Source organism: Pseudomonas frederiksbergensis (genome assembly GCF_000802155.2).
GTDB classification, from domain to species: Bacteria; Pseudomonadota; Gammaproteobacteria; order Pseudomonadales; family Pseudomonadaceae; genus Aquipseudomonas; species Aquipseudomonas frederiksbergensis_A.
The window spans coordinates 34,992-48,404 of record NZ_JQGJ02000021.1 but is presented as its reverse complement, the minus strand read 5'-3'; the positions used below and the strand labels follow the sequence as shown (position 1 = coordinate 48,404).

Here is a 13,413-nt window from a genome sequence, read left to right as displayed (position 1 = left end):
AACGACAAATACGGGGCACGCCGGTTGCCGATTGACGCGGGCCTACCGCCGTGTGGCAGATGTCATTCTGCACACAGGTTTGCTGGCGTAGCCGGCACCATCCCAGGTAGTCGAGACCTTCAAGACTTCGGTGCGGCTTTGCGCGCTGGTCACTGTGCTCCCTGATGCACGCAGCATCTATTTACCCCCCCCCAAGGGATACCCTCCCTGCGGGCAGGAGTCCCTTGTTTTCCTCAAAGGAGTCTCCCCATGGATCACTCATCCATTCGCACGCAGATACCAGCGTTGGTGTCGGCCCATGTTCCGCGCAATGTTCGCAGCTTCAAGTTCCGCATCTACGAAGACCTTCCGCAGGAATCCTCGCTCGGCGTCCGTATGGACCCGCAGCCCTTCGAGGGCAAAATTGTCGCCAAGACCGATCAGGTCATTGTGGTCAAGATCGGTCGTGCCGAATTCGCCGTACTGGATCGCCACCAGGTGAGCCAGGAACCCGACGAAGGCACCAAGGTACAAGTCCAACCCTATGTGTTCGTCGCCGCTTCGACGGTCTTCGCGCGGATACGCCCGAAGAGCGCACAGAAGTGGCCTCAGACGGCACTCCATACACGGTGGAGACACACATTCTCGGATCAGCACCGGCCAAGTTGCCGGCCCCTGAACTGCGTTGCCCGGAGTTGCAGGAACTCGTTCATCAACTGGAGCAACTGCCCGCTCCCGATGGTTTCCGGCGCATCACCCACCTCCTGGTGGATGCCAAGGCCAGGGATTTCACCTGGGTCGACCCGTTGCCCAACAACATCATCGAGACGCCACCCGCGATCAGCTTCACGGTCTCCACGGAGAAATTCCAGGGCCGCGTTACGGTGCTCTATGACCGTGCCGGCGACCATTACGCCGTGGAGTTGCGCCACGCTGATGAACTCATCCAGCGCGTGGACGAGGTGTACTTTGACATGCTCGGCGAAACGCTGGAACACCTGATCGACGACGGGCATTGGCGGCAGATCCAGGTGGAAATCCTGTCGGACGGGCGCAAGCCGATCCGGCATTGATCAGTCGCCCAACACCACTCCTTACCTGTCCAGCTTCCTGCCTTCCTGGCGGGAAGCATTTTCCTCAAGCAATGGAGACCACCATGTTGCGATTCAAAGGTAAAGATTTGCGTCCCGTGCTGGCCGAGGCTATCGCTCACAAGGGTCGCCTCATCCTCGCCAAGGATCATGGGGTGTATTTCCTGGCCGAGTTCGGCGAGCGTACACCCGAAGGGCAGCAAAAACTGCTGGCCTACGCCGTTGGCTGCGATCCCGACATCGATCCATTCGATGACTGGTGGGAACTCGCCCGCACCGAGCTTGGCGGGGATGACTTCGGGGAGCTTCTTGATCCTCACGATGCTGTCTTCACCCGCATCCTCAACAGTGAAGACGATCTTGAATTGTCGGCCACGCCGACACAGCTTTCGCTGCAAGCCGTTGCGTCCAAGCCTGGTAAAGGCTAGCTCACCACCTGATCACAAGGCCTCCATCCGGGGGCCTTTTTCTGAACAACGGCCATGTTACCGCATGCCTGTCTCTCGTTCCCTTCACAAGGAGTTCCCTCTGCCGTCGGTGCCTGTCGGCACACCAGCCTGGAGACAGCTCACATGCGCGACCCATTCAAGATTGACCAACCCACCTGTATCAGTTTCAGCGGCGGTCGCACCAGCGCCTACATGCTGTGGCGAGTGCTGCAAGCCAATGCGGGCCTGCCTGCGGATACCGTAGTCTGCTTCGCCAACACCGGCAAGGAAGTGGAGGCCACGCTGCGTTTCGTGCGCGAGTGCAGCGTACGGTGGCAGGTGCCGATCCACTGGCTCGAATACCGCGATGCGTCACGGTGGTCGATTTCGCAAGCCACAGCCGGCAAGGCGAACCCTTCGAGGCGCTAATCCGCAAGCGCCAGTACCTGCCCAACCCGGTAGATGGGGGCTGCACCACCTCCCTGAAAATCCGTGAAATGCACAAGTTCGTACGCAGTTTGGGTTGGACCGACTGGGATCAGTTCATCGGCATCCGGGCTGACGAGCAGCGCCGCGTGGCGAAGATCAGGACGCGCGGTCATTCCACAGAGTCCAGCAGAGAGACGATGTGCATGCCGTTGGCCGAGGCTGGCGTGAGCGTGCGCGAGGTGACCGCCTTCTGGTAGGCCCAGCCCTTCGATCTGGCATTGCTGACCGTGAACGGCCGCGCGCTCGAAAGCAACTGCGATCTGTGCTTTCTCAAGCCGCAGGGACAGCGGCTGGCACTGTTCAAGGCCAAACCGGGGTCCGCCGTCTGGTGGATACGTATGGAGTCTTTGAGTCTTGCCAGCAAACCCAGCGGCGCCCGCTTTCGCGACGATGGCCCGACCTATGCCGACCTGGCCCGATTCGCCGCCCACCAGCGCGACATGCTCGATTCCGACGAAGCGTCCATCGCCTATTTTTGTGGTGACTGAACAATGGGGATGCACGCCAGTACCGATTTCCGGTAGCGGGCACATCCCACGGGTGCCACGTTACAGCCATGTTCCGCTGACGTTGTCAGCAACATGCCCAGGTGGTCACGATCTTCAAGACTACGGCGCGGTTCCGTCCGCGTTGATCAATCCAGTTCGCACTCGGCATCCCAGATGCGAACGCCCATCGAGTCTTCGATGGTGATGCCAGTCTAGTTGTACCTGATCCCAGGATCCATCAACCCACGCGGGGGTTACACACCTCCCGTCCGGGTCGGTGTGTCTCCGCACTCTTGTCCTGCCAGTCTGGAGATTCACCATGACCACTTCATCCGAAAAAACTTTTTTCGATCTTCACATCACCGGCCTCGGTTATCTCAATCGCGTTCGCGAAGTGAAGCCAAAGAAAGGTGATCCGTTCCTGGCCTGCGATATCGCAGCGCTCAATGGTCCGAGCGACAACGTCTCGTACGTGCGTTTTGATACGCGCGTATCGGGCTCGGAAGCACAACACCTGGTTCGTCGCTGCATCGAGGCCGTCGAGGCGGAGAAGAAAGTGATGATCGGGTTCCGACTCAGCGACCTGTGGGCTGATACGTTCACCTACACCAAAGGTAAACGTGCAGGCGAACAGGGAGTGAGCCTCAAGGCCCGTCTGCTGTTCATCAGTTGGATCAAGGTCGACAGTGCTTTGGTTTACAAGGCCGAGCCGAAATCGACCAAGGCCGATGAAAGCGAATCGCAAGCCCCAGCGGCTTCCGAAACACCTGTCAGCCAGGAAGCACCCGCTTCGGAAATCTCCGAGCCTGTTGCAGAACCTGTCGACGAAGCCACCGATGCACAAACACCGGTACTGGCCGAGTCGTTCTGATCCGTAACGCCGGGGTGGTCCTTCGATTCAACCCTCGTGCGGTTGATATCGGGCCAACATTAGCCCCGGACTTCCTTCATTGCCTATTGGGTTATTACGCCATTGGCGTATCCATCCGCATCGGTACGACCGACATGCAGATGGGCTTCTTCCTGCCAATTTTCGTCCAACCCCTGCATCGCGGGGCTTTTTGTCCTATGCACCCGTGCTCGCCTGGCTCCTAGCCAGTCGTTGTCGGCTGCTCAATTTTCAAGGAGTTTGTCATGCAACTTGCCTCTCGTTTTGCTTCACGTTCCCCCGTGCTACGTGCTGATCATCCGCTGTCCGATGACCAGATCCGCGCAATCGCCCCTTCCATCTTCGCGGAAAACCCGCATGAAAGCCGTTCCGAACGGTACAGCTACATACCGACCTGCGCTGTACTGGCGAAACTACGCGATGAAGGGTTCGAGCCCTTCATGGTGTGCCAGACCCGCGTGCGTCACGAAGACCGTCGTGAATTCACCAAGCACATGCTCCGGCTTCGTCATGCGAGCCAGATCAATGGCAAAGAGGCCAATGAAATTATCTTGCTCAATAGTCACGACGGTACGAGCAGCTATCAGATGCTGGCGGGCATGTTCCGCTTTGTCTGCCAAAACGGTCTGGTGTGCGGCAACATCGTCGGTGACGTCCGCGTGCCTCACAAGGGCAACGTGACGGAACATGTCATCGAGGGCGCCTATGAAGTCCTGCGTGGCTTCGACCAAGTACAGGACTCCCACGAAGCCATGCGAGCTATCACGCTCGACGATGGCGAAGCAGAGGTCTTTGCGCGCTCGGCACTGATGCTCAAGTACGACAGCCCGGACAAGGTGCTGCCGATCACTGAAAGCCAGGTGTTGGCGACACGCCGGTTCGATGACCAACGCACGGATCTGTGGTCGGTGTTTAACCGAGTACAGGAAAATCTGGTCAAAGGAGGTCTGTCCGGCCGGACTGCCAACGGTCGTCATCAACGCACACGCCCGGTGCAAGGCATCGATCAAAACGTACGCCTCAATCGGGCATTGTGGTTGCTGGCCGAAGGTTTGCGACAGCTCAAAGCTTGACCGCTCGCTGACTTTGCCCACTCCGAGCAGAGTCAGCGATTCTCACACATCGCTCCTGCCAGAGCGCTCTTCAATCCCCAAAGGACTGTACTGGCCTCGCGGGCTGGTGCCGTCCTAGCTTCTTCGTAAGGACATCACCATGCCTCGTGCATCCGCTACTGCGCATCCACGGACCGACTTCTTTATCCCAAAGGAGCTTTACCATGAACCTTCGATACCACATCTGCGCTCCGCGCAGCCCTTCTCCGCCCAATGAGCACCGTGCCACCAGTGGTGATTTAGCGTTGGTGGTTAACACTGACGAGCAACGCAGTCTCACGATCATTCAATTACTCGTCGAGACAGTTGCCCCCTGAAGGCCGAGATTTCAGTTTATCACCCGTTGGGGCCCTTCCCCCCAAGGGTGCTGTGGTCCTCAACAAGGAGACTTCCATGGCACATTCATCCAGATACCACCGCCGCCACTCCAAGCTGTTGTTTCCGGTTGGCGCGTTGATCTTCAGCAAGGGCGTCGATCGCCTGATGCGTGAAGGTCGCCTTGATCCAATGCCGTTCTTTCAACGTCATGCGCGTGGTGACTGGGGCCAGGTTTCCGACGAGACATGGTACGCCAACAACGCCGCGCTGAAGATCGACGGGCAGCTCAATTCATTCTACGTGGTCACCCGCGAAATCAGCCTTAGCATCATGTCCGAGGCCGACCGCAGTGCCACCATGATCCGGCTACCGTCGGAACGCTGAGGCCGCTCTTGCCATTATCTACCGACTTCCGGTCGCCAGTACCGGTCAGTCACTTTTTTCACTGCCCGGGGGCCTAACTCGGCCCCTGTCCCCCTTCGCCTAAGGCAGAGTTTCCGAGCGAGGCCAAAGGCATGATCAATCTGGTGACTCGGCGAATCCTATTGTTTACTGATACACCGGCCTTGTGAGGCGATGGTGTCGGTTCCACGCTCCAGAGAATCGACCGATGCCAGCATTCAGCCAAAATCACCCCAGCAGGGTCTTACTCTGCCTGCTGATAACAGCTGCTCTAACCAACGGCTGCACGACGGCATCCGCGCCTACCCCGCCCACTCCGGCAGAACCCGCAAAGAACGGTCCCAGCGCGTCCGCGCGCGGGGTGCCGGAGTTCACCCCGGTGGTGCGTTATGGCCGGTACACCCTGGTCGAGTTGGCCCCGGCATCAGCGCAACAGGACCTGCTGCTTCAGGTCGTCGATGTGGCCGTTCCCGAGACACGCACAGCCACCGTGGGGGACGCCCTGCGTCATGTCCTGCTCCGTTCTGGCTACCAGTTGTGTTCCAGCAGTGATATCGCAGCGCTGAATGCGCTCCCGCTACCGGCTTCGCATTACCGACTGGGCCCGCTGTTGTTGCGTGATGCCCTGCTCACGCTGGCCGGTCCTGCCTGGGATCTGGAGGTCGACGACGGCGCACGCCGGATCTGCTTCACACGCGCAGCACATCCCACCACCGGTGGCGCCCTTCCCCAATCCGGACCGGTCTCCCCTGTCGACATAGCGCGGCCTCCACTGAAAACGGAGGCCAGGCCATGAGGGGATTTCAATCCACCCCAGGCGACTCCCGCAGCATGCTGTTGCGTGCGGCTGGCATCGCATGGCTGATCCTGATTAGCGCAGCGACGATCATCAACCACGTCTCGCTGTCGAGTCTGGCCACCCAGACCAGTGCCAGCGCTCAGGGTAGCCAGGTTGTTGCCCTGGAGGCTCGGCTGACTGATCTGAGCCAGCGCCTCGACGCCCTGCTAAAACTACCTGTTGCCTTGACCCAGGCCCGTTATGAGACTGATAGCAAAACACTTGAGCAACGAATGACCGCCATCGAAATCGGACTCGAGCAACGTCTGACAGCAGCCAGCCTGTCTTCCTTGGAAACACGCATCGACCAGTTGACCACCCGTCTGGATAAACCCAACCAGACGACTCCAGTACCGGTGCACACCCGTGTGACATACCCGACAAAGCCGACCCAAACAGCAAACCTACCGTTCACGGTTATGGGGATTGAGCTTCGCGGCGGCGAACGATTTCTGTCGATACTGCCAACCGGCACTGCCGCCTTTTCCGAGATGCGCGTCCTGCGTCCCGGTGAGACCGACAGCGGCTGGCGCCTGCAAGCCATCGATGGCCAGACCGCCGTGTTCCAGCGCGAGAACGACGGTCAGACGCATCGATTGACGCTGCCATAGGGGCTCCGGATGAACAAAACTCTCGTCTTCCGCGCGTTAACGCTGAGCCTGGCCGTCTCCTTTCTCTCTCCGGCAATCGCACAGAACGCTCGCACGATCGCCTCCACCGTCGCGCCCAGCGAGGAACAAACAGCGACCTCACGCATCAGCGATGAACAACAGGCTCGTGACTGGGGGTTGCGCACGGAGGAATGGGCTCGTTATCGCCAATTGATGCAGGGACCGCTGGGCCTTTTTTCGCCCAACCTCGACCCATTGACCGCACTCGGCATCGAAGCGCGCGCCGAGGAAGAACGCGACCGCTATGCCGAGTTGCAGGTTCAGGTTGAAGCCCGCCGCGTCGAAAAGACGCTGGCATACCAGCGGGCCTACGACACCGCCTGGCAACGTCTACACCCGGGCATGCAACGTGTCACCCTGCCCGGCCATACTCCAAGCAGTTCCTCCACCACCGCCAACAGCACCGACCGCATCGCCGTGTTCATCAAGGACGGCTGCGCGCCCTGTGGCCTGGCGGTTCAGCAGTTGCAGGTATCCGATGTCGGCTTCGACCTCTACATGGTTGGCAGCCGCGCCAACGACGCGCTCATTCGCGACTGGGCAAAACGCGCCAGTATCAATCCAGATCGCGTACGCAACGGTTCAATCACGCTCAACCACGATGCCGGTCGGTGGCTGTCTTTGGGCCTGCCGGGGGACCTGCCTGCCGTTGTGCGACAGGTCAGTGGCCAATGGCAACGGCAGTGACCCGCTGGCGTCATCGGCTCGTGGTACTGGGGTGGATGGCCATCGTCGTCCCCGCCGGCGCGCAGGACGTACCGCCTCCGGCGTACCAGATCGCCGCTCACCGGGCTGGCATTCCCTCTGCGGTACTGTATGCGGTGGCGTTGCAGGAGAGCGGCCTGCAACGCGATGGCCGGCTGGTGCCATGGCCCTGGACTCTGAACGTGGCAGGCGTATCGCGCCGTTTCAGTTCCCGCGCCAAAGCCTGTACGGGTCTGCAAAAGGCGCTGCGGGAGGCTCCTCCCACACGGGTCGACGCCGGCCTCGGCCAGATCAATCTGGGTTATCAGAAGCACCGCTACCCGCAGCCCTGCGATCTATTCGACCCATATCGCAACCTCGCTATCGCAGCGGAAATTCTGCGCGAACAGCACACCGACGGCGAGGACTGGCTGCTCGCCATTGGACGCTACCACCGCCCAGCAGGTGGGGCACCGGCTGCCCGCTACCGCATGAGAGTGCACAAGCAGCTGCAGCGCGTGCTCGGCGGCGCCCTCGCTGAAAACGCCCTCAGGAGAAAAACACTATGAAGCTCCATCCTCCTCTGCGAATCGCCGCCCCATCGCTGTTCGGCCTGCTATGCCTGGCCACCGGGGGAGCGCTCGCAGACGCCGCCTCGTTGATCGTGGTCGAAGACCGTGGCGGTGTTTCGGCATGGCCCTACTACCAATCACTGAATCTACGACCAGGCCAGGACCAGCCGTTAGCTCCTTCCCTCTCCGCACCTCATCCGTCACAGCAACGTTTCAGCGAAACAGACATGCTGCCGGTTCGTTCCGGGCGGCTGTCGCCGGGGGAGGAGCCGCGCAGGGTCATCCAGGCCTCCGGGCTGCGGCCAATGTTTCTGGTCGGCGATGACGACCACTCGCGCCAATGGTTACGCGAGCGCGCAGCAATCCTGGGCAAATTGAAGGCGGTCGGCTTGGTCGTCAACGTGGCATCTGCCAACGCCCTTGCCACCTTGCGCAGGCTGGTCCCGGGCCTGACACTGTCGCCGGTATCGGGCGACGATCTCGCAGAACGTCTGGGGTTGCGCCATTACCCCGTGCTGGTCACTGCCACCGGAATTGAGCAGTGAGCCGCTCGCCATGGCCCAGCCTCATGCGGTGGAAGTCCTACTACGGCCAGCGGTGGAGCTGTACACCGTGGTCGTCTGCGCCGCTGCCACGCTTCTGTGCCTGGTGGCGCCATGGTCGCTCGCGCTCAATCCGCTGCTCGGCCTGGGCTCGGCCCTGGCATTCTTCGCCTTTGGCTCGATCCGCCTGCGGGAAGCCTGGGCCATCCTGCGCTACCGCCGCAATATCCGCCGCCTGCCGAAGTACGTGATGACCAGCCGTGCTGTGCCGGTCAGTCAGCAGCGCCTGTTCATCGGCCGAGGGTTTCGCTGGGATCAGCGGCACACGCATCGGCTGATGCAAACGTACCGCCCCGAGTTTCGTCGTTATGTGGAACCCACGGCCGCCTACCGCATCGCCCGCCGTTTGGAAGAGCGGCTGGAATTCGCACGCTTTCCACTCTCAAAACTTGCCCGACTGACGACCTGGGACAGCCCATTTAATCCGGCGCGGCCGCTACCTCCAGTCGGTGGCATGCCGCGCCTGCATGGCATTGAACCGCATGAGGTGGACATCACGCTGCCGCTGGGGGAACGGGTTGGGCATTCACTCGTCCTGGGCACCACGCGGGTGGGCAAAACAAGACTCGCCGAGCTGTTCATCACCCAGGACATCCGGCGGCGTAACGCAGCCGGCGAGCATGAAGTGGTCATCGTCTTCGACCCCAAAGGCGATGCGGACCTGCTCAAGCGCATGTATGTCGAGGCCAAACGCGCCGGGCGCGAGGGCGAGTTCTATGTTTTCCACCTCGGCTGGCCAGATATTTCCGCCCGTTACAACGCCGTGGGACGGTTTGGTCGCATCAGCGAGGTGGCCACGCGCATTGCCGGCCAACTCTCCGGCGAGGGTAATTCCGCAGCGTTTCGCGAGTTCGCCTGGCGCTTCGTCAACATCATCGCCCGTGCACTCGTCGAGCTGGGGCAGCGGCCCGACTACCTGCTGATCCAGCGGCACGTGGTGAACATCGATGCCTTGTTTATCGAATACGCCCAGCACTACTTCGCGAGCAACGAGCCGAAGGCCTGGGAAGTCATCGTGCAGATCGAGGCCAGGCTCAACGACAAGAACATTCCACGCAACATGATCGGCCGCGAGAAGCGCGTCATTGCGCTCGAACAATACCTGTCACAGGTCAGGGTCTACGATCCGGTACTGGATGGGCTGAGGTCTGCGGTGCGTTACGACCGCACCTACTTTGACAAAATTGTCGCCTCGTTGCTGCCCCTGCTGGAAAAACTCACGACCGGCAAGATCTCTCAGTTGCTGGCCCCGAACTATGCCGATCTGGCCGACCCGCGGCCCATTTTCGACTGGATGCAGATTATCCGGAAGAAGGCCGTGGTGTATGTGGGCCTCGATGCGCTCTCGGATGCCGAGGTTTCAGCCGCCGTGGGCAACAGCATGTTCAGCGACTTGGTGTCGGTCGCTGGACACATCTACAAGTTCGGTATTGACGATGGTCTACCCGGCACGGCGTCTGGGGTCAAAGTACCGATCAACGTGCACGCCGACGAGTTCAACGAACTGATGGGTGATGAGTTCATCCCCATGGTCAACAAAGGCGGCGGTGCCGGTCTCCAGGTCACCGCCTACACGCAAACGCTCAGTGACATTGAAGCGCGTATCGGCAACCGCGCCAAAGCCGGTCAGGTGGTCGGTAACTTCAACAATCTGTTTATGTTGAGGGTGCGGGAAACTGCGACCGCCGAGTTACTCACGAAGCAATTGCCCAAGGTTGAGGTGTACACCACTTCACTGATGAGCGGCGCCACCGACAGCTCCGACATTCATGGCAAGACCGATTTTACCAGCAACACCCAGGACCGCATCACGACGACGAGTGTGCCCCTGATCGAACCCGCCCATGTTGTCGGCCTGCCCAAGGGGCAGTGCTTTGCACTGATTGAGGGCGGCAACCTCTGGAAGATCCGCATGCCGCTGCCGGCACCCGACCCTGACGAAGTGATGCCTAGGGACCTGCAGCAGCTTGCTGGGTACATGCGCCAACACTACGTCGAGGCGGGTGACTGGTGGGACAGCAAAGCACTACCGGGCCTGCAGGATGCCCCCCTGCCTGATGACCTACTTGACGGGTTCCGGCATATGGCGACCGCCGAAACGACTGCTGAGAGGCGCAACCGTGAGTGACCCGGCCAACACAGCGCAGCGCCAGCAGACCCAACAGCAGGGTTTGATCACCGGCATCATCACGCTGCCATTCCGGTTTGTGGCCGTGCTTTTGGGGTCTTTGTTTCTGTCCATCGTGATCGAATGTGTGGGTATGCACCTGTTCTGGGGAGATCAAGGCTGGCGGCACGCGCAAGGCATGCTGGACTACGAACTGACGCAACTCTCACAACACTTCACACGCAGCGCCGTGGTGCAGGAACCGGGACAAACGGCGTCCTGGTTGGTAGAAACGGCTTACCAATGGGTGTTCGTCAAAAGCGGACTCATCGACTGGATGCGCGACGCATCGGCCAAAGCCAGTTCACCCAGCCAGGGAACGGGTCGGGATTTCCGTTTTTATCTGAGTCAGGTTTATGTGTATCTGGAGAACGACCTGATCGCCAGTGCGTACACGCTACTGGTGTTCCTCGTCCGGCTGCTGGTGCTGGTACTGACCATCCCACTGTTCCTGATGGCAGCTTTCGTCGGACTGGTCGATGGCCTGGTGCGGCGGGACATCAGGCGCTTTGGTGCGGGCCGTGAGTCAGGCTTTGTCTACCACCGGGCAAAGGCCAGTCTGATGCCTCTCGCCGTCATGCCTTGGGTCCTTTACCTGACCCTGCCCGTCAGCGCACACCCGCTTCTTATCTTGGTTCCCTGCGCAATTCTGTTAGGTGCCGCAACAGACCTCGCAGCAGGCAGCTTCAAAAAATACCTATAAGTGCTGACCGGTATTTCAGGCCAGTAATGCCTGCGCCGCCTCCATTTGCTCGTGCTCAAACGCTGGCGCAAAATCGTCCAACTCGCTCGCTTGCAACCCCACCACTGCACTGAGCGCCATCTGCCGCCAGTCCAGCACGGCGTCATACACTTCTGCCAGCACGGCCAACGCATCCTCCCGACTCAACGAAAAATAAGTGCTCCGCGCCAGCAGCATCTCAAGATTGGTGATCGGTCCATCCTCCTCCGACAGCCAGGTTTTCGATTCTCGCTCTTTGTCCGGGAAGGGATTGACGTCGAATGCCGGTGCCAGCCGCCAGAGCCCCTTTTCCACATGAAGAAAGCCATGGTTCTGCAGGTGGTCATCCACATTGGTGATCAGTAGGTTAAAAACCAGTCGCCGCCATAGCTGCTGCACATCTACGGTCGGTGCATGCCCCACGGAACGGATAGCATCGGCAATTTCAGTATAGCTTCGATCCTCTTCGCGCGACGCCTGCAGCAAAGACGCGGCGGACTGGTATGGAATACGCCCATCAGCACCATCGCGATCGAAACGGCGGATGATAGCGACCGGTACGCCATCCAGCTCTATGATACGGGCCGGCGCGGCATTGATACCTGCTTGTTTTGCCAAGCATAAGGCCAGCACTTCGCCGCGCGTCACGCTACGGGTGTCGCTCACGCTTGGGAATTTTCCAATGGCGAGTGCGCCATCCTCATCGACCACCGTGCTCTTGGGGCGCATCCCGCCGAGCGATGTGCCTTTGCCCTGAAGGTAACGCAAATCTTCAGTGCTTTCCTGACCTTTCTCAACTGCCCGGCTGGCCTGGTAGATGCGCTGCAATTCCAGCAGTGGCGGTGTAGCGCGCCGTCCATCTTCAATCGTCCGGCAATAATGTCCGTTCTGATCACGCAGTCTCAGCGCGCCGATCCGGCTGAAATCGTCAACCGCCAGCAGGTAGTCCATCTCTGTCAGCGACGCGAGCGATGGATTACCCTTACGACGCTTGGCATGGTCACGTGCGATGACCCGGCGTCCCCAAGCGTCCGGTGTCGTATCGGCAATGGCGAAATGAAAGACCGAATCGTGAGCTGAGGGAGATCTACGTGGCTGATAACCCGAGATCAGGCTGAGATCGGCAGAAACATTGAACCCCTCCTGATTCCCCAACCATCCCTGCTCATAGGCAAAGGTGGTGTTCTCACGGCGTCCCTGCTTGACGTAAATAAGAGTGCCAACAGCTATTCCCGCCTTACCAAGACAGACCTGGACTTGCTGGCGAACTGAAGTAACCGATTTCATAATGCCCCCGATGCCGGCGGTTTACTGCGTACACGTTTAGGCAATTGTTCATCCATCAGCGTCAGCCCGATGTCGTCGTGCGCCGTATCCAGCAGGTTGGCCAGCGCCTGTACCTCACCGAACACGTGCAAGGCGCGGGCGAAGAAATGAATAGGCACCCGCATATCCCCTTTCTCCATGCGCCGAACAGTGGATACAGAAGCCCCCATTCGCTCTGCAAGCGAGGCCTGTGAAATCCGTCGACGCCTGCGTGCAAGCTCAATGTCGCTGCCGAGCTTGCGGAGCGCCCGCTCGACGGGTAACGGCAGTGGTGTACTCATTTATCATCCTCATAGGAACGCTTAAGGCTATTATCAGTTCCTATGAGAACAATTACCTCACGCCTCGTTACTGTTGTCAATAAACATCCCATGGGAGCGCTAGTAAGCGATTAGCACTCCAATCAGAATGCTAAAGTGAAATCTGACAATATATCAGCCCTTAGCGTCCACGATTTCGATACGCAGAGACACAGATGAAGAGATAGCTGTTCTGCGATGAAACAGTCGCCCCTGCCACTCTCTTCAGAATGCACAACGCAACACCACCAAAAAAATGTGTAAGGAAAGTGGTGAGGAGTAACTCCCCATTGTTTGCGGCTTTCCACCAGCCATCCCCGCAGCATCGAGCCATTCG

General features: G+C 59.7%; 13 protein-coding genes and 2 pseudogenes. 13 read left to right on the top strand and 2 right to left on the bottom strand.

Translation table 11 applies throughout. The features are described from left to right. The first annotated feature begins 249 nt into the window (after nucleotides 1-249). From JZ00_RS25570 to JZ00_RS25510, 13 genes and pseudogenes are all read left to right on the top strand, one after another. Nucleotides 250-1,052 (top strand): annotated as a pseudogene (locus JZ00_RS25570) (GTPase). A gap of 83 nt (nucleotides 1,053-1,135) precedes the next feature. Further along, nucleotides 1,136-1,498 (top strand): DUF3085 domain-containing protein, encoded by a 363-nt coding sequence (locus JZ00_RS25565; protein ID WP_039594019.1) that lies wholly within the window; start codon nucleotides 1,136-1,138, stop codon nucleotides 1,496-1,498. Between the two features lie 144 nt (nucleotides 1,499-1,642). Next, a pseudogene (locus JZ00_RS25560) lies at nucleotides 1,643-2,475 on the top strand (phosphoadenosine phosphosulfate reductase domain-containing protein). Between the two features lie 319 nt (nucleotides 2,476-2,794). Next, nucleotides 2,795-3,346 carry an STY4534 family ICE replication protein gene (locus tag JZ00_RS25555; protein ID WP_039594018.1) on the top strand — a complete coding sequence of 184 codons (552 nt, stop codon included), beginning with the start codon at nucleotides 2,795-2,797 and terminating at the stop codon, nucleotides 3,344-3,346. Between the two features lie 263 nt (nucleotides 3,347-3,609). Beyond that, nucleotides 3,610-4,437, top strand: coding sequence for a DUF932 domain-containing protein (locus JZ00_RS25550; RefSeq protein WP_024718110.1), 828 nt, complete (start codon nucleotides 3,610-3,612; stop codon nucleotides 4,435-4,437). Nucleotides 4,438-4,869: 432 nt separating this feature from the next. Continuing rightward, entirely contained in the window at nucleotides 4,870-5,178 is a 309-nt protein-coding gene (locus JZ00_RS25545) for a hypothetical protein (protein ID WP_024718111.1), read from the top strand. Nucleotides 5,179-5,404: 226 nt separating this feature from the next. Continuing rightward, nucleotides 5,405-5,992, top strand: coding sequence for a PFGI-1 class ICE element type IV pilus protein PilL2 (gene pilL2 / locus JZ00_RS25540; RefSeq protein ID WP_039594017.1), 588 nt, complete (start codon nucleotides 5,405-5,407; stop codon nucleotides 5,990-5,992). Between the two features lie 35 nt (nucleotides 5,993-6,027). Further along, a complete protein-coding gene (locus JZ00_RS25535; protein WP_232925701.1) occupies nucleotides 6,028-6,645 on the top strand; it encodes a hypothetical protein in 618 nt (205 codons plus the stop codon). 9 nt (nucleotides 6,646-6,654) lie between these two features. Further along, the gene (locus JZ00_RS25530; RefSeq protein WP_039594015.1) at nucleotides 6,655-7,392 is read left to right on the top strand and encodes a TIGR03759 family integrating conjugative element protein; all 738 of its coding nucleotides are present in this window, start codon (nucleotides 6,655-6,657) and stop codon (nucleotides 7,390-7,392) included. A gap of 35 nt (nucleotides 7,393-7,427) precedes the next feature. Next, nucleotides 7,428-7,958, top strand: a complete 531-nt coding sequence (locus JZ00_RS25525; protein ID WP_046510186.1) for a transglycosylase SLT domain-containing protein — start codon at nucleotides 7,428-7,430, stop codon at nucleotides 7,956-7,958. Continuing rightward, on the top strand, nucleotides 7,955-8,506 hold the full coding sequence (locus tag JZ00_RS25520) for an integrating conjugative element protein (RefSeq protein WP_024718116.1): 552 nt from the start codon (nucleotides 7,955-7,957) through the stop codon (nucleotides 8,504-8,506). Before JZ00_RS25525 ends, JZ00_RS25520 begins: the two co-directional genes overlap by 4 nt. A 10-nt stretch (nucleotides 8,507-8,516) precedes the next feature. Further along, nucleotides 8,517-10,691 (top strand): type IV conjugative transfer system coupling protein TraD, encoded by a 2,175-nt coding sequence (traD, locus tag JZ00_RS25515; RefSeq protein WP_039594014.1) that lies wholly within the window; start codon nucleotides 8,517-8,519, stop codon nucleotides 10,689-10,691. Continuing rightward, entirely contained in the window at nucleotides 10,684-11,433 is a 750-nt protein-coding gene (locus tag JZ00_RS25510) for a TIGR03747 family integrating conjugative element membrane protein (RefSeq protein WP_039594013.1), read from the top strand. Before traD ends, JZ00_RS25510 begins: the two co-directional genes overlap by 8 nt. Before the next feature lie 15 nt (nucleotides 11,434-11,448). Here the strand turns inward: JZ00_RS25510 and JZ00_RS25505 are convergent, their stop codons facing one another. Together JZ00_RS25505 and JZ00_RS25500 are read right to left on the bottom strand one after the other, a co-directional pair. Next, a complete protein-coding gene (locus JZ00_RS25505) occupies nucleotides 11,449-12,738 on the bottom strand; it encodes a type II toxin-antitoxin system HipA family toxin (RefSeq protein ID WP_039594012.1) in 1,290 nt (429 codons plus the stop codon). Further along, on the bottom strand, nucleotides 12,735-13,058 hold the full coding sequence (locus JZ00_RS25500; RefSeq protein WP_024718120.1) for a helix-turn-helix domain-containing protein: 324 nt from the start codon (nucleotides 13,056-13,058) through the stop codon (nucleotides 12,735-12,737). Before JZ00_RS25500 ends, JZ00_RS25505 begins: the two co-directional genes overlap by 4 nt. Between the last annotated feature and the right edge of the window lie 355 nt (nucleotides 13,059-13,413).